This window comes from Pseudomonas zhanjiangensis, from assembly GCF_041027545.1.
Taxonomy (GTDB): Bacteria; Pseudomonadota; Gammaproteobacteria; order Pseudomonadales; family Pseudomonadaceae; genus Aquipseudomonas; species Aquipseudomonas zhanjiangensis.
This window is the reverse complement of record NZ_JBFTEG010000003.1, coordinates 318648-341034: the sequence shown is the minus strand read 5'-3', so window position 1 is coordinate 341034 and position 22387 is coordinate 318648. Positions and strand designations below refer to the sequence as shown.

21 protein-coding genes and 3 tRNA genes are annotated in these 22387 nt (G+C 63.7%); 12 read left to right on the top strand and 12 right to left on the bottom strand.

Features of this window, described 5'->3' with window-relative positions:
• Window positions 1-65 precede the first annotated feature (65 nt).
• Complete coding sequence (locus AB5S05_RS06385) at window positions 66-2363, bottom strand: DUF1631 domain-containing protein (protein WP_369286654.1); 2298 nt, start codon at window positions 2361-2363, stop codon at window positions 66-68.
• A 524-nt stretch (window positions 2364-2887) separates the two neighbouring features.
• Between AB5S05_RS06385 and nadC the strand changes: the two genes are divergently transcribed.
• Window positions 2888-3736: a carboxylating nicotinate-nucleotide diphosphorylase gene (nadC, locus tag AB5S05_RS06380; RefSeq protein WP_369286653.1), complete on the top strand. Its 849-nt coding sequence runs from the start codon at window positions 2888-2890 to the stop codon at window positions 3734-3736.
• 66 nt (window positions 3737-3802) lie between these two features.
• On the opposite strand, the gene AB5S05_RS06375 is transcribed toward nadC, so the two are convergent.
• From AB5S05_RS06375 to AB5S05_RS06355, 5 genes are all read right to left on the bottom strand, one after another.
• Window positions 3803-4747 (bottom strand): ABC transporter ATP-binding protein, encoded by a 945-nt coding sequence (locus AB5S05_RS06375; RefSeq protein ID WP_369286652.1) that lies wholly within the window; start codon window positions 4745-4747, stop codon window positions 3803-3805.
• On the bottom strand, window positions 4744-5463 hold the full coding sequence (locus AB5S05_RS06370; RefSeq protein WP_369286651.1) for a hypothetical protein: 720 nt from the start codon (window positions 5461-5463) through the stop codon (window positions 4744-4746). The genes AB5S05_RS06375 and AB5S05_RS06370 overlap by 4 nt, the downstream gene beginning before the upstream one ends.
• Before the next feature lie 125 nt (window positions 5464-5588).
• Window positions 5589-6398 (bottom strand): ABC transporter permease, encoded by an 810-nt coding sequence (locus AB5S05_RS06365; RefSeq protein ID WP_369286650.1) that lies wholly within the window; start codon window positions 6396-6398, stop codon window positions 5589-5591.
• Window positions 6399-6647: 249 nt separating this feature from the next.
• The gene (locus AB5S05_RS06360; protein WP_369286649.1) at window positions 6648-7115 is read right to left on the bottom strand and encodes a hypothetical protein; all 468 of its coding nucleotides are present in this window, start codon (window positions 7113-7115) and stop codon (window positions 6648-6650) included.
• A gap of 16 nt (window positions 7116-7131) precedes the next feature.
• Window positions 7132-7317, bottom strand: a complete 186-nt coding sequence (locus AB5S05_RS06355) for a prepilin-type N-terminal cleavage/methylation domain-containing protein (RefSeq protein WP_369286648.1) — start codon at window positions 7315-7317, stop codon at window positions 7132-7134.
• A gap of 236 nt (window positions 7318-7553) precedes the next feature.
• Between AB5S05_RS06355 and pilB the strand changes: the two genes are divergently transcribed.
• The 5 genes from pilB (at window position 7554) to yacG (ending at window position 12278) form a co-directional block, all read left to right on the top strand.
• Window positions 7554-9260, top strand: coding sequence for a type IV-A pilus assembly ATPase PilB (gene pilB / locus AB5S05_RS06350; protein ID WP_369286647.1), 1707 nt, complete (start codon window positions 7554-7556; stop codon window positions 9258-9260).
• A 3-nt stretch (window positions 9261-9263) separates the two neighbouring features.
• Window positions 9264-10484 (top strand): type II secretion system F family protein, encoded by a 1221-nt coding sequence (locus AB5S05_RS06345; RefSeq protein ID WP_369286646.1) that lies wholly within the window; start codon window positions 9264-9266, stop codon window positions 10482-10484.
• A 3-nt stretch (window positions 10485-10487) separates the two neighbouring features.
• A complete protein-coding gene (locus AB5S05_RS06340) occupies window positions 10488-11357 on the top strand; it encodes a prepilin peptidase (protein WP_369286645.1) in 870 nt (289 codons plus the stop codon).
• A 112-nt stretch (window positions 11358-11469) separates the two neighbouring features.
• On the top strand, window positions 11470-12081 hold the full coding sequence (gene coaE, locus AB5S05_RS06335) for a dephospho-CoA kinase (protein ID WP_369286779.1): 612 nt from the start codon (window positions 11470-11472) through the stop codon (window positions 12079-12081).
• Window positions 12078-12278 (top strand): DNA gyrase inhibitor YacG, encoded by a 201-nt coding sequence (yacG, locus tag AB5S05_RS06330; RefSeq protein WP_369286644.1) that lies wholly within the window; start codon window positions 12078-12080, stop codon window positions 12276-12278. Before coaE ends, yacG begins: the two co-directional genes overlap by 4 nt.
• 32 nt (window positions 12279-12310) lie before the next feature.
• Here the strand turns inward: yacG and AB5S05_RS06325 are convergent, their stop codons facing one another.
• Complete coding sequence (locus tag AB5S05_RS06325; protein WP_369286643.1) at window positions 12311-12526, bottom strand: hypothetical protein; 216 nt, start codon at window positions 12524-12526, stop codon at window positions 12311-12313.
• A 162-nt stretch (window positions 12527-12688) separates the two neighbouring features.
• Window positions 12689-13378, bottom strand: a complete 690-nt coding sequence (locus AB5S05_RS06320) for an energy-coupling factor ABC transporter permease (RefSeq protein WP_369286642.1) — start codon at window positions 13376-13378, stop codon at window positions 12689-12691.
• Window positions 13379-13532: 154 nt separating this feature from the next.
• On the opposite strand from AB5S05_RS06320, the gene AB5S05_RS06315 reads away from it, so the two are divergent.
• From AB5S05_RS06315 to AB5S05_RS06300, 4 genes are all read left to right on the top strand, one after another.
• On the top strand, window positions 13533-14162 hold the full coding sequence (locus AB5S05_RS06315) for a DUF1780 domain-containing protein (protein WP_369286641.1): 630 nt from the start codon (window positions 13533-13535) through the stop codon (window positions 14160-14162).
• Window positions 14159-14671, top strand: coding sequence for an MOSC domain-containing protein (locus AB5S05_RS06310; protein ID WP_369286640.1), 513 nt, complete (start codon window positions 14159-14161; stop codon window positions 14669-14671). Before AB5S05_RS06315 ends, AB5S05_RS06310 begins: the two co-directional genes overlap by 4 nt.
• 72 nt (window positions 14672-14743) lie before the next feature.
• Entirely contained in the window at window positions 14744-14917 is a 174-nt protein-coding gene (locus tag AB5S05_RS06305; RefSeq protein ID WP_369286639.1) for a DUF3094 family protein, read from the top strand.
• Window positions 14918-14980: 63 nt separating this feature from the next.
• Window positions 14981-16282, top strand: a complete 1302-nt coding sequence (locus tag AB5S05_RS06300) for an NAD(P)/FAD-dependent oxidoreductase (RefSeq protein ID WP_369286638.1) — start codon at window positions 14981-14983, stop codon at window positions 16280-16282.
• A 128-nt stretch (window positions 16283-16410) separates the two neighbouring features.
• Here AB5S05_RS06300 and AB5S05_RS06295 read toward each other — a convergent pair.
• The 3 genes from AB5S05_RS06295 to AB5S05_RS06285 form a co-directional block, all read right to left on the bottom strand.
• A tRNA-Lys gene (locus tag AB5S05_RS06295) sits at window positions 16411-16486 on the bottom strand.
• A gap of 5 nt (window positions 16487-16491) precedes the next feature.
• A tRNA-Pro gene (locus tag AB5S05_RS06290) sits at window positions 16492-16568 on the bottom strand.
• A gap of 10 nt (window positions 16569-16578) precedes the next feature.
• Window positions 16579-16654 (bottom strand) — tRNA-Asn (locus AB5S05_RS06285).
• Window positions 16655-16866: 212 nt separating this feature from the next.
• Here AB5S05_RS06285 and AB5S05_RS06280 point away from each other — a divergent pair.
• Both AB5S05_RS06280 and AB5S05_RS06275 read left to right on the top strand, forming a co-directional pair.
• The gene (locus AB5S05_RS06280) at window positions 16867-19197 is read left to right on the top strand and encodes a DUF1631 domain-containing protein (RefSeq protein WP_369286637.1); all 2331 of its coding nucleotides are present in this window, start codon (window positions 16867-16869) and stop codon (window positions 19195-19197) included.
• Window positions 19198-19207: 10 nt separating this feature from the next.
• Window positions 19208-19540 carry a PilZ domain-containing protein gene (locus tag AB5S05_RS06275; protein WP_369286636.1) on the top strand — a complete coding sequence of 111 codons (333 nt, stop codon included), beginning with the start codon at window positions 19208-19210 and terminating at the stop codon, window positions 19538-19540.
• Window positions 19541-19696: 156 nt separating this feature from the next.
• Here AB5S05_RS06275 and clpB read toward each other — a convergent pair whose 3' ends face one another.
• Complete coding sequence (gene clpB, locus AB5S05_RS06270; RefSeq protein WP_369286635.1) at window positions 19697-22261, bottom strand: ATP-dependent chaperone ClpB; 2565 nt, start codon at window positions 22259-22261, stop codon at window positions 19697-19699.
• Between the last annotated feature and the right edge of the window lie 126 nt (window positions 22262-22387).

Below are 22387 nucleotides of genomic sequence, written 5' to 3'. Positions count from 1 at the left end.
CGGTGGACTCGCCGCGCACGCCATTGCCGGCAGCCGACTAGGCCCAGGACAATCGCCGCGCGCGCTCAGGCCCCCTTGAGTTTGCGCAGGTTGCCGATCACCGATTCCAGGGCGCGGTCGAACAACAGCGCATCGTCGAGCAGGCGAATGGCATTGCGGCGAAACTCCACGGCCAGCCCCATGCGGGTTTTCTCCAAAACCTTCATGCCGGTGCGGTTGACGAAGATGTACTTGCCGGTCGGCTTTATCACCGCCGCCAACTTGCAGCGCAACCGGTGCTCTTCGTCCTCCTGAAACTCGACCCAGCTGCCTACCCGCAGGCTATCGACCTGCGCCAGGGTGGCGTCATCGACCGCTAGGCTGGCCTCGGGCTCCGGCACAGCGGCCTGCTCGGGCGCCCCCAGAACGATCTCCTCGACCACCTCGACCATCGCCGGCTCGTCCGCGGCCTCGACAGCCCCCAGCGCCAACAGCGCCGGCTCCGCTGCGCCGTTGGCGACAGCGGTCTCATTCGCCTCGAGGGCAGGCTCAGCCGCTTGCTCCGACTCATGTGTCATCCGCTTGAAACGGTGGAACGCCTGCACATGCAGCACTTCCAGCTGGCTGAAGAACTCACCGGTGGAGAACGGATCGAAGGCTGCACTGGCCAGGCCTTCGCGCAAGGCCTTGAGCAACCCGGGCACCAGTTCGAGCAGGCGCAGCCTGGCCTCGGGATCCTCGTGGGGCGCGACGCTCCAGATCAGGTCGTCCATGGTAGCTAGGGCCGCTCGCCATTCGGATGAGTCGACTCCGTGCTTGAGGCAGGCCAGCATCAGCACCTTGCTCCAGGCTTCTTCGAGCAAGCGCACTACCACCTCTGGCAGCTTCTTGCCTAGCAACCGCTCGTTCAGCGCCAGTTCGACCTGGCGCCGGGCCAGTTCGGCCCTGGCGCTGCCTTCCTCGGCGTCGCGGGTGCGTTGTTCGAGCAACTCGCTGCGGCGTCTTTCGTTACCGGTGAATGCCAGAAAGTCGGCCAGCAATTCGGAAAAGATCAGGGGATCGTCGACGAAATCATTGAGCAGGCGCTGCACGACCTGCTCGATCTTTAGATACAGGCTGTCGCGCTGGCTGTCGTCATGCTCGCCCCAGCCCAGGGCGGCGGAAGCGATTTCATTGAGCAAGCGCCGGGCGGGATGACTACCGCGGCTGAAGAAGGTCTTGTCCAGCACCGCGACCTTGAGCATGGGAATCTGCAAGCGGGCGATCAGCGCCTTGAGCGAATCGGGCAGCACCCGGTCGTCGAGAATGAACTCGAACAGCATGGACACCAGGTTGATGACGTCCTCATCGACCTCCCCGACCACCCGGGCCTTGCCGCTCTTGGCGCTGGCGCGACCAAGCAGCCGTTCCAGCTGCTCGCGCAGGTCGAAATCATCGCTCGCCTGCGCCGGTGCTCGTTGCTGCATATGCGAGAGCAGGCGCATCAGGTCGTTGCTGGAGATGGGCTGCGCGCCAGCAGGCGCCGGGCGCCGCGGCGCGACCGTACCGCGCACCTCGGCCAGCAGCTCCTGCAAGGCACCGAAGACCTCCTGCACTTCCTCATCGCCGATCCCGCCTGCGTGCGCCGACATAGACGCAGCAGCCTCGACACGACCGGGCGCCGAACGGCCAGGATTGCGCCGCAATGGCACCGACTTCAATTCCGGCAGCACGCCGGCGGCGATCAGCGTCTGGTTGGCTTCGGCATACAGCTGCTCGAGGTCGGCCAGCACGTACTTCTCGAACAATTTGAGGATGATCAGCTTGACCCTGATCTCCACGCCCAGGCTGCTGCACGCCTCCAGGAAGAAACCGCAGAGCGCAGAGGGCCCCAATGGATTACCGCGATCATCGAGTTTCTTGCTGACCAGCACGTTCATCCGGGTGGTCAAGTGGCTGACCGCTAGACCATCGCGGCTCATCACCTTGGCGACCATGGCATCGAGCGCCACGGACTCTTCCAGCTCGTCGTTCTGTACCAGCGACAGGCTGTCGAAGGACAGGCCATCGAGCGCCGCCGGCTTGCCGACCTCGTATTGGTTGAGCGCGACGAAGGCCTCGAAGACGTTTTGCAGGAAGCCACGCTCGATGCTCTTGCGCTTCAAGCGCAAGTCGCGCATGGCCTCGAAGAAGGTATTCTGCTCGGGGTTGCTCAGCGCACGGTCGGCCATCTCGAACAGGGTGTCGTCGGCGTTGTCGAACAGCGCCTGCAGTGCCTGCTTGAGTTGTTGCGCAGCCTTGTCACGGACTTGGGTGAGCGCCACGGGCAGCCTTCCTACCGGCGAAGTGTGAGACTGCTCGGAGGCCACCTTGTTCAGGTGCACCACTTTCGCTTCAGTCTTCATTGCAACTCTCCAGCAGATGGCACGACAGGGCGTGACCACCTGCAAAACAACAGCTGGGCGTCGTCCGTAACGTCAAGGGTGTGGCGTCAATTTTTAACGAAGAGCAAAGCCATTATAGGGATGCACCAACACATACCAAAGCGGGCTTCTGCTCCAGATATGACCCAAGTCACAGTTAGTGCAAAAGCGCTCCTCACTGGCCGAACCACGCGCTGCCCGGCAAGCGTCACCGCGAAAATTGCCTGCGCCTAGACGGGCGCGGCGACTGGCGCCACTCCAGTAAGCATAGTCGCTGGCCATCTGGGAAACGCCGCCCCAGGGCGACCCGCCGCAGCAATCCCGCTTCTGTTGCCCAGGCCAACTCGATGGTGCACCCGATACAGTGCCCGGCAACAGGCTGCCCGCAGGCCAAGCGCCCGGCATCGCCCCTCCGTTGACCGCCTGTCCGATAATCCTGCGCCTTTCCCGCTGCAGCGCACGCCGGCAATCCCTATAATCGCCGGACCCAGCCCCTGGAGCCCGACATGCCCAATCTCACCCTCGCCGACCTGTCCGCCGAAATCGAGGCCAACGTGCGCCGCGCCCTGGCCGAAGACATCGGCAGTGGCGACATCACCGCCCAACTGATCCCGGCCGAGCGCCTGGCCCACGCCAGCGTGATCACCCGCGAAGAGGCGGTGGTTGCCGGCACCGCCTGGGTCGACACGGTATTCCGCCGGCTAGACCCGCGCGTGGCGGTGCACTGGCAGGTCCGCGATGGTGAACGGGTAAGCCCCAACCAGCCACTGTTCCACCTGGAAGGTCCGGCCCGAGCCCTGCTCAGCGGCGAGCGCAGCGCGCTGAACTTTCTGCAGACCCTCTCCGCGGTGGCGACCCGTTGCCGGCACTATGCCGACCTGGTGCAGGGCACCCAGGTCAAACTGCTCGATACCCGCAAGACCCTCCCAGGCCTGCGTCTGGCGCAGAAATACGCGGTCACCTGCGGCGGCTGCCACAACCACCGTATCGGCCTGTACGACGCGTTCCTGATCAAGGAAAACCATATCGCCGCCTGCGGCGGCATCGCCCAGGCGGTGCAAGCGGCCCACCGGATCGCCCCGGGCAAGCCGGTGGAGATCGAAGTGGAAAGCCTGGAGGAGTTGCGCGAAGCGCTGGATGCCGGCGCCGACATCGTCATGCTCGACGAGCTGTCGCTGGACGACATGCGCCAGGCGGTGGCCCTCAACCAGGGCCGGGCCAAACTGGAGGCTTCCGGCGGAATCAACGAGAGCACCCTGCGTACCATCGCCGAAACCGGCGTGGACTACATCTCCATCGGCGCACTGACCAAGGATGTCAAGGCGGTGGATCTGTCGATGCGGCTGAGTTTGTAAGCCGCAGCGAAAGCAGAATTACATAGCAATCGCCCCGCCAAGTGCGGGGCGACAGCATTATGAAGATTAGGCCGGCACCCTGGCCGGCACCGGCGCTTTCGGCGATTCGCCCCCGCCGGATGCACCCTCGAGAATCTTGAAGAACACGGTCTCCAGCGACACCGCCGGCTTCACCGTCAGCAGATGCCCGCCCACCTGGTTCAACTGGGCGATAAAGGCCGGCAGCGACTGCTGGCTGACTTCGCACTCGAACTCACCGTCGCGCAACTGGCGCGCTCCCGGCTCGATCGGCTGCTCGGCATTGAAACGCACCAGCATCTGATCGACCCGCTCGGCCGCCAGCTCGCGGGGCGAACGCACGGTCAACAGCTCGCCCTTGTTGATGAAGCCGAAGCGGTCGGCGATGCGCTCGACATCGTGCAGCACATGGGAAGTGAAGAAGATCGCCCCGCCCTGGCCCTTGTATTCATTGAGGATATCCACCACGTCCTTGCGACCGACCGGGTCGAGGCCGGACAGCGGCTCGTCGAGCACCAGCAATCTAGGCTCTACGACCATGGCATGGGCCAGGGCGACGCGCTGCACATTGCCCTTGGACAGCTCGCGAACACGCCGGTTGGCATTTTCCGCCACCGAAAAGCGCTCCAACCAGCTCATGCACCAGACTTTTTCATCGCGGCGGCGAATACCGTACATCGACAGGGCCATGCGCAGGATTTCCAGCGGTGTGAACTGCTCGTACAGCGCCGGGGTTTCCGGCACATAGGCGATGCCCTCACGCGACCTGGGGTCGCGCGAGGAGGTGCCGTAGAGTGTCACCTCGCCGGAATAGTCGTTGATCAGGTCGAGCATCACCTTGATGGTGGTGGACTTGCCGGCACCATTGGGTCCGACGAAGCCGAACACCTCGCCCTCAGTCACCCTGAGATTGACATCGCGCAGCGCCCGCACCGACTTGCCCTTGGCATGAAAGGTCTGGCTGACGCCGTGAAACTCCAGTGCCGCATTCACGACTGATCCTCCACTCCGGCAACTTTCATTTTCTTCAGGATGATGCGCCCGTCGCGCAGCTCGTAGCCGAGGCGCAGCGGGTCATCCGGCAGGGCCTTGAGCAAACCAGACTCTACCAGCTGCTGCAGATCATGCAGGGCGCCGTTATCCGCCTCGAAGCGGCGCTGCGCGTCGCGCAGGTCGACCAGGCCTTGCAGGCGCACAACACGCTTGTCGAGCATCTGCTGCAACTTGGGATCGTCGCGCGCCGCGTCGCGCTGCTGAATCAAGTAATCCAGGGCCAGCTTCTCGTCGGCGAAGGACTCCGCCTGCAGCATCACCGCCAGCTTGCGAAAGCCCGCCGCATTACCGGTGGCGCGCTGGGCCGCCAGGTTCAGCGCACGGCTGGCCTCGGCGATGTCCTTGTTGAAGAACGCCTGGTTGAAGCCATAGAAAAACGGCGGCAGCTCGTCCCAGAAGCGGCACTGCATGGCTTGGCGTAGCACCTCGGTGCCCTCACGATCCGCCCCGCCCCAGGTCAACAGGCCGTTGGCCAGGTAGTAGTTATCTTCATGACAGGGATTGAGCTTGGCTACCTCCTGCTGGGCACGGATTAGGTAGCCAGTATCGGCCTGCCCCCAATCCACCCCAGTAGCCGCTAGGCGCATGGTTTCCAGACTGGCCGCCAGGAAGCGATCGCCACCGAACAGCGCCAGCAATACTGGCGCGGCTATCACAACCCGCCCTTCAACGGTGGGCGCGACAAGCGCAGGCGCCTGGGCGCGCCATTGCGAGGCGGCAGAAAAAAGGGCGAAGCCGACCAACGCTAGCAGCAGGGGCCAAGAGCGACGGTTGCGCATAATCAGGCGAACCGCTTGCGCTGCAGCGCCCACACCGCCAATGCCAGTAGGGCGACGGCGTAGGCCAAGTTACTCAACAGCATCCAGGGCCAATCGGCCGGCAGAAACTCCGGCTTGCCGTAGAGCGCCAGCATCCGCACGTCCAGCGCGCCGAGATCTGGTAGCAGATAGCCCAACACGCCGAGACTCGCGCGATAGCCTTCAGTATTGCTCACTAGTCCTGACTCACTGCTAAGCAGTTCGATGATGGCGCCATAGGAGCGCGCCACCAGCATAAATCCGAAGGTGCCGATCAAAACGAAGCTCTGCGTCGAGGCGACTACCGCCAGCAGGGTCGCCAGCGCCGCAAGCACCAGCAGGTCCAGGGCCAAGAAAGCAAGAGTGATAAGGTAGGGCTCGCCCAAAGCTACCGGCGTGGCCTGGGGATAGAAACCTCCGATAAAACGCACCAGGCCGACTTGAAACAATCCCAGTATTAGCAGCACCCCCAGCACCAACATCAACACCGCAGAGAAGCGCCCTAGCAACAGACTGCTACGCGCCCGCGGGTAGGTCAGAGAACTGAGGTAATAGCGCCTGTCGAATTCGCGCGACAGCAACTCCTGCACCAGCAACACGATCAGAAGCGGCAGCAGCATACGGATGGTGGAGAAACCCACATCCAGCGCCACGGTGGCCGGCTGACGACCGCTGAAATAGGCGGACAATAGCGTGGCCAGCGCCACCACCTGCAGGATGCCAACCGCCATCCAGCCGAACTTCGCCTTAAACGCCAAGCGTAGTGCAGTCAGGAAATCACAGGAAATATTCATTTCTTACAAAACGGAATCTGAATCAAAAAACGACCCGCCAAGATGATCCAATCGCCAAATATATAGAGAAAACAAAACCAGCCCCATTAAATGGCGACTATTACCGCCCGCAGTAAACGACGGAAGCGCCTTCGGCGATTCCAACCTAGCGCCTGGGATCCGACATAGCGCGATTCAGAAACAGCTTGGAGCCTCTCTGAGCTCATAGAAGGGAGGCGGTTAGCCTCCCTACTTCACAACTAAAGTCACTTAGTTCAGATACTGATTGAGCGAACTGCCATCGTCAGCACAGTTTGAGCCATTAAGGGGTTGAGGCCCAATAGCACCACCCCCAGTCCTTCCAACAAAAATAGCAGCCCCTTGGTTGCTAGCAACGTTAACACCAGAACCGGTGCCGTCGCAGGCGACCTCACCGGGTTGCAGCGCTACACCACCAGAGGTATCTACACAAGGGGTTTCGACTGTACGGGTTGCGGTCCGCCCTGCGGTATGGCAAGTAGCAATCGTGATATTAGAAACCACACCTGCCCCGGTGCGGCAAAAATAGCCTGCTTGAACTCGGTTCGAGAGCGAGACAGTCACGTCATCGGCCAGAAGCGAACAATCGCTAAGGATAACCTGCTGACCGCTCGCCAGAATTTCCTGAGTATTGTCCGCCACAGCGCACTGAGCAAAAATAGAAGCCAACAACAACATACCGCCTGTAATTTTTTTCATTCTTCTAGTCTCCGACTCAGCGTTGAGCTGCAGCAAAGGAAGTTACAAGATTCTTGTTATCAGCAAGAGCCAACGAATCATTCGCTTTTGCGCGATATTCGTTGAATTGCGGAATGGCGATGGCAGCCAAGATGCCGATAATCGCAATCACGATCATCAGCTCGATCAGGGTAAAACCCTTTTGCTTCTTGAGAGACTTCATTGGCAAGCTCCTAGTTGTGGTTAAGGTCGGTGACCTGGCAAGGAAAAAGCAGATACCGTGCCAACTCCCCAGAGCGCGCCAAATACGGGGATCACCCTCCCCACTACCGCCCCGCCAAGCCCGGCCGCGACAGGTACTGACCTTTTTTGTCACCCGTTCACTCTACACTTGGGCTTGGCGCGCCAGTAGGCTATAAATCAGCAGCATCCGCCGCCCTTTACCATTAGCAGAGTGCAATGAACGAATCCCCCGCCCTGACTGGGCTCGCCCGCCAACTGGTCACCGCCGAACTGCTGGAAGAGCGAGCCGCCTGCCAGGCCCAGGCCCAGGCGCTACGCAACAAGATCCCGCTGGTGTCCTACCTGGTACAGAACAAACTGGCCAAGAGCCGAGCTATCGCCGAGATCGCCGCAGAGCAGTTCGGCGTGCCGCTATGCGACCTTTCCGCCATCGACAAGGACAGCCAGCCGCACGAATTGGTCAGCGAGAAGCTCTGCCGCCAGCACCGCGTGCTGCCACTGTACAGGCGCGGCAACAAGCTGTTTATCGCCCTGTCCGACCCGACCAACCACCAGGCGGTCACCGACATCCAGTTCAGTACCGGCCTAAGCACCGAAGCGCTGCTGGTGGAGGATGACAAGCTGGGCGACGCCATCGACAAGTTCTTCGACGCCGGCACCAGCGGCATGGAAGACCTCGCCGACGTCGACCTGGAAGGGCTTGACGTGCAGGCGGTGGACGACGACAAGGACGACGGCGTGCAACAGGACGCCGACGACGCTCCGGTGGTGCGCTTCGTCAACAAGATGCTGCTGGATGCGATCAAGGGCGGCTCCTCGGACCTGCACTTCGAACCCTACGAGAAGGTCTACCGGGTGCGCTTTCGCACCGATGGTATCCTCCACGAGATCGCCCGCCCGCCGATCCAGCTGGCCCCGCGCATCTCCGCGCGCCTGAAGGTGATGGCTGCGCTGGATATCTCCGAGCGGCGCAAGCCGCAGGACGGGCGGATCAAGATGCGCATCTCCAAGACCAAGTCCATCGATTTCCGCGTCAGCAGCTGCCCGACCCTGTGGGGCGAGAAGATCGTGATGCGGATCCTCGACCCCTCCAGCGCACAGATGGGCATCGACGCCCTGGGCTATGAAGAGTCGCAGAAAGAGCTGTATATGGCGGCGCTCAAGCAGCCGCAGGGGATGATCCTGGTCACCGGCCCGACAGGCTCCGGCAAGACGGTGTCGCTGTATACCGGCCTGAACATCCTCAACACGGTGGATGTGAACATCTCCACCGCCGAAGACCCGGTGGAGATCAACCTGGAGGGCATCAACCAGGTCAACGTCAACCCCAAGCAGGGCATGGACTTCACCGCCGCGCTACGCGCCTTCCTGCGCCAGGATCCGGACATCATCATGGTCGGTGAGATCCGCGACCTGGATACCGCCTCCATCGCGATCAAGGCGGCGCAGACCGGGCACATGGTGATGTCCACCCTGCACACCAACAGCGCCGCGGAAACCCTGACCCGCCTGCGCAATATGGGCGTACCCTCGTTCAACATCGCCACCTCGGTCAACCTGATCATCGCCCAGCGCCTGGCGCGCAAGCTGTGCAGCAGCTGCAAGAAGGAGGTACAGGTCCCTCGCGAAGCGCTGCTGGAAGAGGGCTTCCCGGAGGCGCAAATCGGCACCTTCAAGCTCTATGCGCACCACCCGAGCGGCTGTGAGAACTGCCTGGGCGGCTACAAGGGCCGTGTCGGGATATATGAAGTGGTTAAAAACACGCCCGCCCTGCAACGGATTATCATGGAAGAAGGCAATTCCATTGATATCTCAGCGCAGATGCGCAAAGACGGCTTCAATGACCTGCGCGCCTCGGCCCTGCTGAAGGCCATGCAGGGCATCACCAGCCTCGAAGAAGTTAACCGCGTAACCAAGGATTAACCGATGGCGGCCAAAGCGCTCAAGACCAGTACCTTTATCTGGGAAGGTACCGACAAGAAAGGCGGCAAGATCAAGGGCGAGCTGGCCGGGCAGTCCCCTGCCCTGGTCAAGGCTCATTTGCGCAAGCAGGGCATCAACCCGCTCAAGGTGCGCAAGAAGCCCGTCGCGCTGTTCGGTGCCGGCAAGAAGATCAAGCCGATGGACATCGCCCTGTTCACCCGACAAATGGCGACCATGATGAAGGCTGGGGTGCCACTGCTGCAATCATTCGACATCATCGGCGAGGGCTTCGACAACCCCAATATGCGCAAGTTGATCGACGAGGTGAAGCAGGAAGTCGCCGCCGGCAACAGCTTCGCCGCCTCGCTGCGCAAAAAGCCGCTGTACTTCGACGACCTGTATTGCAACCTGGTCGACTCCGGCGAACAGTCCGGCGCCCTGGAAACCTTACTGGACCGTATCGCCACCTACAAGGAAAAGACCGAAGCGCTCAAGGCCAAGATCAAGAAGGCCATGACCTACCCCATCGCGGTGATAGTGGTCGCCATCATCGTCACCGCCATCCTGCTTATCAAGGTGGTACCGCAGTTCGAGGAAGTTTTTCAAGGCTTCGGCGCAGAACTGCCCGCCTTCACCCAAATGGTGGTGGGTATGTCCCGCGGGCTGCAGGAATGGTGGTACCTGTTTGTATTCGGCATTTTTGCCGCCGCGTTTGCGTTCAAGGCCACCTACAAGCGCTCGGAGAAATTCCGCGACTTCCTCGACCGCACCCTGCTGAAGGCTCCGATCGTCGGGGATATCCTGTACAAGGCGGTGGTCGCGCGCTACGCGCGCACCCTGGCGACCACCTTCGCCGCCGGGGTGCCCCTGGTCGAGGCGCTCGACTCGGTGGCCGGCGCCACCGGCAACGTAGTGTTCCGCGATGCCGTGCACAAGATTCGCAACGATGTGTCCTCCGGCACCCAGCTCAATTTCTCGATGCGCACCACCGGTATCTTCCCCAGCATGGCCGTGCAGATGACCGCCATCGGCGAGGAGTCCGGCTCGCTGGACGAGATGCTCGACAAGGTGGCGGGCTTCTACGAGGACGAGGTGGACAACGCCGTCGACAACCTGACCACCCTGATGGAACCCATGATCATGGCTGTGCTCGGCGTACTGGTCGGCGGCCTCATCGTCGCCATGTACCTGCCGATCTTCCAGTTGGGTGCGGTGGTTGGCTGACCTATGACCCTGGACTTTCTGGCCGGCAGCTTGCCGGCCTTGCTTTTGGTCGCCCTGCTGCTGGGCCTGCTGATCGGCAGCTTCCTCAATGTGGTGGTCTATCGCCTGCCGCTGATGATGCAGCGCGACTGGCAGGCCCAGGCCCGGGAAATCCTCGAGCTGCCGGCGCCCGCCAGCACGCCCACCTTCAACCTGATCCTGCCCAACTCACGTTGCCCGCACTGCGGCCACGAGATCCGCCCCTGGGAAAACATTCCGGTCATCAGCTACCTGTTCCTGCGCGGCAAGTGCTCCAGCTGCAAGGCCCCCATCAGCCTGCGCTACCCGCTGGTCGAACTGGCCTGCGGCCTGCTGTCGGCTTTTGTCGCCTGGCGCTTCGGCCTCAGCTGGCAGGCCGGTGGCATGTTGCTGCTGACCTGGGGCCTGCTGGCGATGAGCCTGATCGACACCGACCACCAGCTGCTTCCGGACTCTCTGGTACTGCCGCTGCTGTGGCTGGGGCTGATCGCCAACTACTTCGGCTTGTTTACCAGCCTGGAAGCGGCGCTGTGGGGCGCGATCGCCGGCTACCTGAGCCTGTGGTCGGTGTACTGGCTGTTCAAGCTGATCACCGGCAAGGAAGGCATGGGCTACGGCGACTTCAAGCTGCTGGCCATGCTCGGCGCCTGGGGCGGCTGGCAGGTGCTGCCGCTGACCATTCTGCTGTCGTCGTTGGTCGGCGCCGTACTCGGGGTGATCATGCTGCGCCTGCGCAACGCCGCAACCAGCACCCCCATCCCGTTCGGCCCCTACCTGGCGCTGGCCGGCTGGATCGCCCTGCTCTGGGGCGACCAGATCACCGCCAGCTACCTGCACTTCGCCGGGTTCCGCTAGACCTCCGGGCGCTTGAGGCGCCCTGGGGCATTGACCCGAGCGCCATTGGCCAGTGAGCCGACTGCTGCTCTACAATTGGAGCCCTGTTTATGGGCCACGAGAGCCGCTCTTCCTGATGAAACCCTGGATTCTTGGCCTTACCGGCGGCATCGGCAGCGGCAAGAGCGCTGTCGCCCAGTGCTTCGTCGATCAGGGCGTGCACCTGGTAGACGCCGACCACGCCGCCCGCTGGGTAGTCGAGCCTGGCCGACCGGCATTGGCGAAGATCGTCGAGCACTTCGGCCCCGAGGTGCTGCTGGCCGACGGCCAGCTGGATCGCGCCGCCCTGCGTGCCCGCGTGTTCGCCGACGCCACTGAACGCCGCTGGCTGGAGACCCTGCTGCACCCACTGATCGGCGAGGAAATCTCGCAGTATCTGGCGCGCGCCGAGTCGCCCTACGCCATCCTGGTGTCACCCCTGCTGGTGGAGTCCGGCCAGCACCAGCTGACCCAGCGGGTACTGGTGGTCGACGCCCCCGAGCAGCTGCAGGTGCAACGCACCATGCTGCGCGACCAGGCCTCGGCCGAGCAGGTCCAGGCCATTCTCAGGGCCCAGACCAACCGGGAAGAGCGCCTGCGCCACGCCCACGACGTGCTGGTCAACGATCGCGATCTGAGCTGGTTACGCAGCGAAGTCGAGCGCCTGCACGCTTTCTACCTGACCCTACGCGGAGGCCAAGCATGAGCACCCCTACTACCGTCGCCTGCCCGACCTGCGGCGCCCCTGTCGAGTGGGGCCCGCAGAGCCCGAACCGGCCGTTCTGCTCGCAGCGCTGCAAACTGATCGACCTGGGGGCCTGGGCCTCCGAGGAACACAAGATTCCCGGCAACGAACTGGAGGACGACCTGTTCTCAGGCGAACTGCCGCCACGCGAGCACTGACGACGCGCCTCGGCCAGCCCAGGCTCGAGCGCTCAAGGGCGCATGAAGCCGTAGTCCTGGTCATCGGCCAGGTTGTCGGCGAGAAATCGGAGTTCGGCCGCGAGGTCCGCGCCATCGCGTCCGGCTCTATTGCCCTCCACCACCGCGCTGAGCAGCGCACGCATGCCGAGCAGGGGGTCGAAGCCCTGCTCGTGCGCCCGCTGCAGCGCCTGGTCGATCTCCTGCCTGGCCCATTCGTGTACACCCATAACCTGCTCTCCTCTGCGCTGATTCCCCAAGCGTGACTCGGATCCCCTTGAAAGCCATAGGGCAAAGCCGCTCACTCGCCCGGCAGATTGCCAGAACCCAGCGCCTATCTGTTGACCTGGAACAAATTCAAGGTGCCGATTCATCCGCTGAAGCCAGCGTCATCAACGCGGCGTCTCGTCATCCTTCCAGGGCGCCGACAGGTAGCGCGAGCGATTGAAGGTCTCCAGCCAGTCCGGATAAAACACCACCAGCGCGGTAACCAGCATGCCGTTGATGAAGGCCTCGGGGAAAATCACCAGCCACAGATAGCCGACGAAATCCGTCAGCCACACCGGCATCGGAAAGAGCCCGTCGAGCCAGAGCACGCCCAGCCCGGCGAGGACGCACAACAGCGCGGCCAGGGCGGCGGGAAAGAACCCACAGAAGAAGATGTAGACGAACAGGTTGCGCGGCTGCGCCCGCTCGACCAGCAAGGCACATACCTCGGTCACCAACACCGGGATCAGCACCAGCAAGACGCCATTGACGCCTAGCGCCGCCAGCGCCTGATAGCCGACCAGGAGCATGCCCAGTTGCGCGGCCAGGCCGACCAGAATCGCCAGCGGCCAGTCCAGCAGCAGGGTCACCGCCGTCATGCCGATCAAGTGATAGGACAGGCCCGACTCGAAGTCGCGCCGCACCAGCCACAAGAGAAACAGCGCGACGGCAGTGCCGAACAGCAGGTGCTGGCGGCGCAGATCGCTGAACAGCTCCAGCCAGGGCGCCCGCCACAGGGCCCAGAGCAATGCGGGCAGGTACAACAACCAGCCAGCCACCTGACTGGTCGGCGAAAGCAGTTCGGCAGCGATCATAGAACGATATCCAGCGGCCTGACGATGACCCGGCCAGTCTACACCGGCCCACCCCTAGCGCCTGCGCCCTGCATGCGACCAAAGCGCTCGCGCGGGCCTGCGCAGGCACGCCGGGACTACCAGACAGCCGCGCCAGCGGGCTAAGCTGTCAGCTATGGACGATTCCGACTACTTGCGCCTGCTCACGCATCAGGCCGAACAAGCCAACGCTTTTTTGTCCAACGCCCGCAAGTGGGAGCGTGAGCGCTGGGTCTGCCAGCGCCTGCTGCAAGCCCTCAACGTCGGCCACCGCCTCGATGAGTTCAGCCCCTCGGATCAGGAGCCCCCCGATGTGCTGTTTCGCGATGCCAACTTCGAGGTATTTTTCGTGCTGGACGAAGGTCGGCGCCTGAACGATGAGTGGCGCGCCGAGCTGGAACGTCGCCGCAGCGCCTTCTCCCTGAGCCAGCTGGTTCGCCGCGAAGCCAAGCCGCGGCGCATCCCCACCGCCGAACTGCAGGCGCGCCTGGCGCCAACCCTGCGCAAGAAAGCCCACAACTACCAGGAGCGCGGCCTCGACCTCGGCGAGCTGGACCTGCTCGCCTACGTCAATCTCAAGCGCGCCTCGCCCGACTTCAACAGCCACTTTCCACCGCCTACCGAGTACCTGCGCCAGGGCTGGCGTTCGCTGTCGCTGGTGGGGCCGACCTTTGCCCGCGTGCTGTTCGCCCACCCCAACGCCCCGGACTTCCTGCGCGGCAACCTCGGCCGCAGCGTATTGTTCGACGTCGGTATCAGCCTGTGAGCCCGCTGCAGCAACTGCTTGCCACGGTGCCCCAGCAAGGTCGCGTGCGCTGGATAGGGGTACGCCCCGAGTCGCGCGCTGCAATGCTCGAACTGGACGCGGTGGAAGCTCGCCGCGAAGCGGGCCTGACCGGCGACCATAGTCGCGCGGGACCACGCAATGCACGCCAGGTCACCCTGATCCAGTGGGAACACCTGGCGGTGATCAGCGCCTTGCTCGGCCGCCCGGAGGAGCAGCCGATACACCCGCGGGACCTGCGCCGCAACATCGCCATCAGCGGCATCAACCTGTTCAGCCTCAAGGGCCGGCGTTTTCGCATCGGCCAGGCAGTGCTGGAGACCACCGGCTGGTGCCAACCCTGCGCGCGCCTGGAGGAGCGCCTGGGCGCAGGCGCCTTCCAGGCGATGCGCGGCCACGGCGGCATCACCGCACGCGTACTGCGAGGCGGCATTATCTGCCTGAATGACGACCTGTGCGTTGAGCCCTTGGCGAACCCACGGCTAGAATAGCCACCATTCACAGGCCCCTGACGACAACCGTGCCAGCCACGCGTCGATACCGCCTGATCCATCGAGGTCCCCATGTCCAGCCGCCTGAGCCCCGACGACCAGCAACGCGTCGAGCAGTACCTGAGCGCCCCCCAGCATCAAGTCGAACGCCAGCCGTTCAAGCCCTGGCGCCTGCTGTTGGTGATTCTGGCCGTGGTGATGGGCCTGGGCCTGCTGAGCCGCCTGCTGAGTCGCCTGGTGCTATGAGCTGCTTCGCGCTCGCCCAGCCGAACTCCCCCTGCTTTTTTCAAAGCCTTGTGAGAGTGCACCATGTCCCATCGAATCGTGATCGTCGGCGGCGGCGCCGGCGGCCTGGAGCTTGCCACCCGCCTGGGTAAGACCCTGGGCAAACGCGGCCAAGCCAAAGTCACCCTGGTCGACGCCAACCTGACCCATATCTGGAAGCCGCTACTGCATGAGGTGGCCGCCGGCTCGCTCAATTCCTCGGAAGACGAACTGAACTACGTGGCCCAGGCCAAGTGGAACCATTTCGAGTTCCAACTCGGGCGCATGACCGGACTCAACCGCGCCGCCCGCACCATCAGCCTGGCCGCCACCCTCGACGAGCGCGGTGAGGTGCTGGTGCCCGAGCGCGAACTGGGCTACGACAGCCTGGTACTGGCCGTCGGCAGCAGCACCAACGATTTCGGCACCCAGGGCGCCGCCGAGCACTGCCTGTTTCTCGACACCCGCGAGCAGGCCGAACGCTTTCACCGCCAATTGCTCAGCCACTACCTGCGCGCCCACGCCAGCCAGGACGGCAGCACCGGACAGATCAGCGTGGCCATCGTCGGCGCCGGCGCCACCGGCGTGGAGCTGGCCGCCGAGCTGCATCACGCGGCGCGCGAACTGGCGGCCTACGGACTTGACCGCATCCGTCCGGAGAACATGCGCATCACCCTTATCGAGGCCGGCCCACGGGTTCTGCCGGCGCTGCCGGAACGCATCGGCAAGCCGGTGCACAAGACCCTGGAGAAGCTCGGGGTAACGGTGCTGACCAACGCCGCGGTTCGCGAAGTGACCCGCGACGCCCTGCACACCGCCCAGGGCGAGAGCATCAGCGCCGGGCTCAAGGTCTGGGCGGCCGGCATCCGCGCGCCCGGCTTCCTCAAGGACCTCGACGGCCTGGAAAGCAACCGGATCAACCAGCTGCAGGTGCGGCCAACGCTGCAGACCACCCGCGACGACAATATCTTCGCCTTCGGCGATTGTGCCGCCTGCCCGCAACCGGACAGCGAAGGACGCAATGTACCGCCACGCGCCCAGGCGGCGCACCAGCAAGCCTCGCTGCTGGCCAAGTCGCTGAAGCTGCGTATCGATGGCCAGCCGCTGCCGACATACCACTATCGCGACTATGGCTCATTGATCTCGCTGTCGAGCTTTTCGGCGATCGGCAACTTGATGGGCAACCTGACGGGCAGCGTGATGCTCGAAGGCTGGCTGGCGCGGGTGTTCTACGTCTCCCTCTACCGCATGCACCAGATGGCCCTGTATGGCCCCCTGCGCACCCTGCTACTGATGCTCAGCGACCGTATCGGCCGCAGCACCGAGCCGCGCCTGAAGCTGCACTGACGACGCTCCAGCGCACTGGCCGCCATGCGGCCAGTGCGGCCAGTGCGGCCATGGCCAGCCGGAGCAGAAACGCCAGACAACAAAAAACCCGCACTTGGCGGGTTCTTTGAATTCAAGCGAGCTTGAAGTGGTGGGTCGTGTAGGATTCGAACCTACGACCAATTGGTTAAAAGCCAACTGCTCTACCAACTGAGCTAACGACCCGAAAATGGTCGGGGTAGGGGGATTCGAACTCCCGACATCCTGCTCCCAAAGCAGGCGCGCTACCGGACTGCGCTATACCCCGGCTGGAAGATTGGCTCCGCGACCTGGACTCGAACCAGGGACCCAATGATTAACAGTCATTTGCTCTACCGACTGAGCTATCGCGGAACTTCGTGCCTCCAAGTCCCCGATACCGGCTTTGGCGTGAACCGTTTCCCGTATCAGAGGCGCGCCATTTTACGGTTCCAGAAGCCCCTGTCAACCCCCTAAATTGCTTTTGTGACAATGCTTTGCAGGTCGGCGGTGGGCTGCTATATGTTTCCTATGATCGTGATCTGTGCAGCACATGCCGGCCGCGCTGTTTTAGCCAGGAAGCTCGGATGAGTACCCAGGACCAGCCCCCGCACACCGGCAAGCCCGGAACCACCCTTGCCAGCCGCGGCATCCAGCCGCGCTTTGGCGAGCTGGCGCAGAGTTGCCGGCAGTTGGTGATGAACAGCCTGGCCGAGCACCTTGGTCAGGTGTTCGGCCAAGTCGACGACACCCTGTTCGAGTGTGCCGACAAGGCCGAGAGCAACCAGCTGCAAAGCCTGTTCTTCGACAGCATGCGCGAGATACGCAAACTGCGGCCCAAGATCGAGCGCAGCTACCTGCGCGCGGTGGCGCAGAACTTCACCGATTTCTTCCAGGGCACACTCAAGCCAGCGACCAGCGCCGGTGACCTGGAAGCCGAGCGCCTGAGTCTGATCGAGAACGAGGAGTACGAAGAAGCCCTGCAGATCATCAATATGGTCAGCCGGGTCAAGGCGCGTTGCGCGCAACCCTTGTACGCCCTCGAGCAACGCCTGGCACTGCTCAACAACGGCACCAAGCTCAGCGAGGACGGCAACCCGTTCGGCCCGCAGATGATTGCCCAGGCCTTTCGCGAGGCCCTGACGCCCTGCCCGCTGCCGCTACGGATCAAGATCATCCTTTACAGCCTGTTCGACCAGCACGTGATGCGCGGGCTGGACAACCTGTATGCGGCCTTGAACCAGCGCCTGATCGACGCCGGCATTCTGCCCAACCTCAAACCCAGCATCCGCCGCAGCGCGTCCACGCCGCCAGCGGCCAACCCGCCGGCGAGCAGGCCCGTGGAGGAAACGCCCCTCGGCCTGACGCCGCCACCGGCGGGCACGCCGAGCAGCGAGGCGACGCCCGCCTCGGCTGCGCCGCCCAACCTCGGCGGCCCGCCCCCCAGCGATCCGAGCGCACTGCTCAGCAGCCTGTCCGCCCTGCTCGGCGAGCACCGCCGCCACGCCGCCGACGCACCGCTGCTCGGCGGCACGCCGAGTATCTCCAGCTTCGCCCCCAGAGGCGCCACTCGCACCTATAGCGCAAGCGAGCTGCTCGAGGCGCTCAACCGCATGCAGCGCCAGTCCGCCGAGGACCTGGCGCAGCGCATGCGCAATCCGCAGCGAGTCGAGGGCCTGAAGTCCGACCTGCAGCAGCAGCTGGACAGCCACAGCCCGCGACCCGGCGAACAGAAACTCTCCGACCAGGAAGCCGATACCATCGACCTGGTGGGCATGCTGTTCGACTTCATTCTCGACGACACCTGCCTGGCCGACTGCTACAAGACCGCCCTGTCCCACCTGCATACGCCCTATCTGAAAGTGGCGCTGCAGGACAAGGAGCTTTTCACCCAGCACCAGCATCCGGCGCGGCGCCTGCTCAACGCACTGGCCCAGGCGGGCGTCATGTATGGCGAAGGCGACGAAGAGCGCGGCCTGTTGAGCAAGATGCAATGGGTAGTGGAACGGGTGATCAATGGCTTCAGTGGCGATCTGCTGCTGTTCGAGGCCTTGCACGAGGAACTCGATCAGTACACCCAGACCCTCCAGCACAAGGTCGAGCTGCGCGAGCGCCGCGCGGTGGAGGCCGCCAAGGGCCGCGACAGACTATTGAGTGCCCGCCAGCAGGCACTCGAAGTGATCGCCGGCTGCCTGGAGCAGCGTGAGCCACCGCCGATCATTCGCAACTTCCTCGAGCTGACCTGGACCGATGTGCTGGTGTTCATCCTGTTGCGCCAGGGGGCGCAAAGCGGCGAATGGCAGCGCGCCTGCGAAGTGGCCGAACAGCTGGCATGGAGCGGCACCCTGCTCGACGAGGCCGAGCGCGAGCGCCTGCAGGCGCTGCGCGTGCCTCTGCTGGAAGACTTGCGCAAGGGCCTGCAACTGCTCGGCGGCTACCACGAGGACGGTATTCGCCGCCTGCTGCAGGATCTGGTCGCCTGCCAGCACGCCGTCCAGGCCAAACAACCTCAGCTTGCCGCCAAGCTCAACCCGCCGCTGGCCGCCAGCACCTTCGGCAGCATGTTCGAAGAAGATGCCGGCGAGCCTGCTCAGCCCGAACTGTCCAGCACCGCCAAGCAGCTCAGCGAGCAGCTGATGCACATCGAGTTCGGCACCTGGTTCGAGTTCGACGAGAACGGACAGACGCGCACGCTGAAGCTGTCCTGGTTCAGCCCGACCACCCGCAACTACATGTTCGTCGACCACAGCGGCCAGCGGGTCGCGATCAAGCCCCTGGCGCAACTGGCTCGCGAAATGGAGCAAGGCCAGGCGCGCATTGTCAGTGACGAACGCAACTCGCCGCTGATGGATCGCGCCCTCACCGCCATCTACCGCGTGCTGCAGCGCTTCACCGGGCGCGCGGCAACACCCCGCTAAGGAGCCATTCATGGAAGATCGTCGACAGAACAGCCGTCATACTCCCGAACTGCAACTGGAGGTCTTCGAATTGCACAGCGGCAGACGCCTCGGCCGGATCGTCGATCTTTCCAGCGATGGCTTCATGCTGTTCAGCGACACACCGCAGCGGGCCGACACCCTGGTCGAGTGCCGCCTGGTCAGCGAGCAGGTGATCAAGGGCGTCGGCGAGATCAGGCTGGCCGCCGACTGCCTGTGGAGCCGGCCGGCCGCGGACGATCAACACTGCTGGGCAGGCTTCCATATCATCGACCTGGCGCAGGATCAGGCCGAGGCGCTGGAGCTGCTGCTCGAGCACCTTTAATCCCCACCCGCCAGAAGCGCCCAAGCCCCCCAATGCCGCAGCGAGAGACCGTCAGCGCTTAGGCGCTTGATGCGGACACCCCCCCAAAAAAAGTGGCGACGTCGCCATGAACAATGCCCCGTCCGGCGCATGCCGAGACGGGGCGTTGACGTCGACTCAGGCGAAGACGATCTCGTCGTCCACTACCGTGCCGGTGATGGTGCTGCCGGGCTCGAACTTGCCGGCCAGGATCAGTTGCGCCAGCGGATTCTCGACCCAGCGCTGGATCGCCCGCTTCAGCGGCCGCGCGCCATAGACAGGGTCGTAACCAACGGCGATCAGCTTGTCCAGGGCCTGCTCGTTCAACTCCAGGCTCAGCTCGCGCTCGGCCAGGCGCTGGCGCAGGCGACCCAGTTGGATCTGCGCGATGCCGGCGATCTGCTCGCGCGCCAGGGGCTCGAACACCACCACCTCGTCGATGCGGTTGACGAATTCCGGACGGAAGTGGCTGCCAACGGCATCCATCACCGCGGCGCGCTGGGCCTCGCGATCACCGACCAGCTCCTGGATCTGCACGGAGCCAAGGTTGGAAGTCATCACCAGCACGCAGTTCTTGAAGTCCACGGTACGGCCGTGGCTGTCGGTCAGGCGGCCGTCCTCGAGCACCTGCAGGAGCACGTTGAACACGTCCGGGTGGGCTTTTTCCACCTCGTCCATCAACACCACCGAGTAGGGTTTGCGGCGTACCGCTTCGGTCAGATAACCGCCCTCCTCGTAGCCGACGTAGCCGGGCGGCGCGCCAATCAGGCGGGCCACCGAGTGTTTCTCCATGAACTCGGACATGTCGATGCGCACCAGCGCCTCCTCGGTATCGAAGAGGAACTCGGCCAGCGCCTTGCACAGCTCGGTCTTGCCCACCCCGGTCGGGCCGAGGAACAGGAAGGAGCCGCTGGGTCGGTTCGGGTCGGACAGGCCCGCGCGCGAACGGCGCACAGCATTGGCCACGGCGACCACGGCCTCGTCCTGGCCAATCACGCGCTGATGCAGCAGCCCTTCCATCTTCAGCAGCTTGTCGCGCTCGCCCTCGAGCATCTTCGACACCGGAATGCCGGTCCACTTGGACACCACTTCGGCGATCTCTTCCTCGGTGACCTTGCTGCGCAGCAGCTGGTTTTCGGTCTTGCCGTGCTGGTCGACCATCTGCAGGCTGCGCTCCAGGTCCGGAATGACGCCGTACTGCAGCTCGGCCATGCGATTGAGGTCGCCCTTGCGCCGGGCCGACTCCAGTTCCTGACGGGCCTGCTCGATCTTCTCCTGAATCTGCGCCGAGCCTTGCACCTCGGCCTTCTCCGACTTCCAGATATCCTCCAGGTCGGCGTACTCGCGCTCCAGCCGGGCGATATCCTCGTTGAGTTTGGCCAGGCGCTTGAGCGCCGCCTCGTCCTCCTCCTTCTTCAGCGCCTGGGCCTCGACCTTGAGCTGGATCAGCCGGCGCTCGAGACGATCGAGCACTTCGGGCTTGGAGTCGATTTCCATGCGGATGCGGCTGGCGGCCTCGTCGACCAGGTCGATGGCCTTGTCCGGCAGCTGGCGGTCGGTGATGTAGCGGTGGCTGAGCTTGGCCGCGGCGATGATCGCGCCATCGGTGATCGCCACCTTGTGGTGCACCTCGTAGCGCTCCTTGAGGCCACGCAGGATGGCGATGGTGTCTTCCTCGCTGGGCTCGTCGACCAGCACCTTCTGAAAGCGCCGCTCCAGGGCCGCGTCCTTCTCGATGTACTGGCGGTACTCGTCCAGGGTGGTGGCGCCGACGCAGTGAAGCTCGCCGCGCGCCAGCGACGGCTTGAGCATGTTGCCGGCATCCATGGCACCCTCCGCCTTGCCGGCGCCGACCATGGTGTGCAACTCGTCGATGAACAGGATGATCCGTCCTTCCTGCTTGGACAACTCGTTGAGCACGGCCTTCAGGCGCTCCTCGAACTCGCCACGGAATTTGGCCCCGGCAATCAGCGCGCCCATGTCCAGCGACAGCAGGCGCTTGTCCTTGAGGCCATCCGGCACCTCGCCGTTGACGATGCGCTGGGCCAGCCCCTCGACGATCGCGGTCTTGCCCACCCCCGGCTCGCCGATCAACACCGGGTTGTTCTTGGTGCGGCGCTGCAGCACCTGCACGGTACGACGAATCTCATCGTCGCGGCCGATCACCGGGTCCAGCTTGCCTTCCTCGGCCCGCTTGGTCAGGTCGATGGTGTACTTGTCCAGCGCCTGGCGCGCTTCTTCGGCATTGGGATCGTTCACCGCCTCGCTACCGCGCAGGTTGGCGATGGCATTTTCCAGGGCCTTCTTGCTCACCCCCTGGCCGAGCAGCAGCTTGCCCAGCTTGGTGTTTTCATCCAACGCCGCAAGCAGCACCAGCTCACTGGAGATGAACTGATCTCCTTTCTGCTGGGACAGGCGGTCGGCCTGATTGAGCAGGCGCGCCAGGTCCTGGGACAGGTTCACATCGCCGGTCGGGTTCTGGATCTTGCCCAGATGATCGAGCTCCTTGCTCAAGGCCTGACGCAGGCTGGCCACATCGAAGCCGACCTGCATCAGCAGCGGCTTGATCGAGCCACCCTGCTGGTCGAGCATGGCCTGCATCAGGTGCAGTGGCTCGATGGCGGCGTGGTCCATGCCCACCGCCAGGGATTGGGCATCGGACAGGGCGAGTTGCAACTTGCTGGTTAAACGATCGATTCGCATGGAGAGTCGTCCCTCATGGTGGATGCACAGGCCGGTGCGTTGAATCGCACCTACGCGAAAGCCCGCGAGATGAAGAGTAGATGAGGTCGATTGTGCGGGTTTCAAGCCGCGCAACGTTGATATGGA

What these genes read in the sequence shown, in the direction of transcription:
- clpB (WP_369286635.1), bottom strand. Translation starts at nt 22,261, where the DNA reads ATGCGAATCGATCGTTTAACCAGCAAGTTGCAACTCGCCCTGTCCGAT.
- AB5S05_RS06275 (WP_369286636.1), top strand. Translation starts at nt 19,208, where the DNA reads ATGGAAGATCGTCGACAGAACAGCCGTCATACTCCCGAACTGCAACTG.
- AB5S05_RS06300 (WP_369286638.1), top strand. Translation starts at nt 14,981, where the DNA reads ATGTCCCATCGAATCGTGATCGTCGGCGGCGGCGCCGGCGGCCTGGAG.
- AB5S05_RS06315 (WP_369286641.1), top strand. Translation starts at nt 13,533, where the DNA reads ATGGACGATTCCGACTACTTGCGCCTGCTCACGCATCAGGCCGAACAA.
- nadC (WP_369286653.1), top strand. Translation starts at nt 2,888, where the DNA reads ATGCCCAATCTCACCCTCGCCGACCTGTCCGCCGAAATCGAGGCCAAC.
- AB5S05_RS06360 (WP_369286649.1), bottom strand. Translation starts at nt 7,115, where the DNA reads ATGAAAAAAATTACAGGCGGTATGTTGTTGTTGGCTTCTATTTTTGCT.
- pilB (WP_369286647.1), top strand. Translation starts at nt 7,554, where the DNA reads ATGAACGAATCCCCCGCCCTGACTGGGCTCGCCCGCCAACTGGTCACC.
- AB5S05_RS06355 (WP_369286648.1), bottom strand. Translation starts at nt 7,317, where the DNA reads ATGAAGTCTCTCAAGAAGCAAAAGGGTTTTACCCTGATCGAGCTGATG.
- AB5S05_RS06305 (WP_369286639.1), top strand. Translation starts at nt 14,744, where the DNA reads ATGTCCAGCCGCCTGAGCCCCGACGACCAGCAACGCGTCGAGCAGTAC.
- AB5S05_RS06280 (WP_369286637.1), top strand. Translation starts at nt 16,867, where the DNA reads ATGAGTACCCAGGACCAGCCCCCGCACACCGGCAAGCCCGGAACCACC.
- AB5S05_RS06365 (WP_369286650.1), bottom strand. Translation starts at nt 6,398, where the DNA reads ATGAATATTTCCTGTGATTTCCTGACTGCACTACGCTTGGCGTTTAAG.
- AB5S05_RS06320 (WP_369286642.1), bottom strand. Translation starts at nt 13,378, where the DNA reads ATGATCGCTGCCGAACTGCTTTCGCCGACCAGTCAGGTGGCTGGCTGG.
- AB5S05_RS06345 (WP_369286646.1), top strand. Translation starts at nt 9,264, where the DNA reads ATGGCGGCCAAAGCGCTCAAGACCAGTACCTTTATCTGGGAAGGTACC.
- AB5S05_RS06385 (WP_369286654.1), bottom strand. Translation starts at nt 2,363, where the DNA reads ATGAAGACTGAAGCGAAAGTGGTGCACCTGAACAAGGTGGCCTCCGAG.
- AB5S05_RS06325 (WP_369286643.1), bottom strand. Translation starts at nt 12,526, where the DNA reads ATGGGTGTACACGAATGGGCCAGGCAGGAGATCGACCAGGCGCTGCAG.
- yacG (WP_369286644.1), top strand. Translation starts at nt 12,078, where the DNA reads ATGAGCACCCCTACTACCGTCGCCTGCCCGACCTGCGGCGCCCCTGTC.
- AB5S05_RS06340 (WP_369286645.1), top strand. Translation starts at nt 10,488, where the DNA reads ATGACCCTGGACTTTCTGGCCGGCAGCTTGCCGGCCTTGCTTTTGGTC.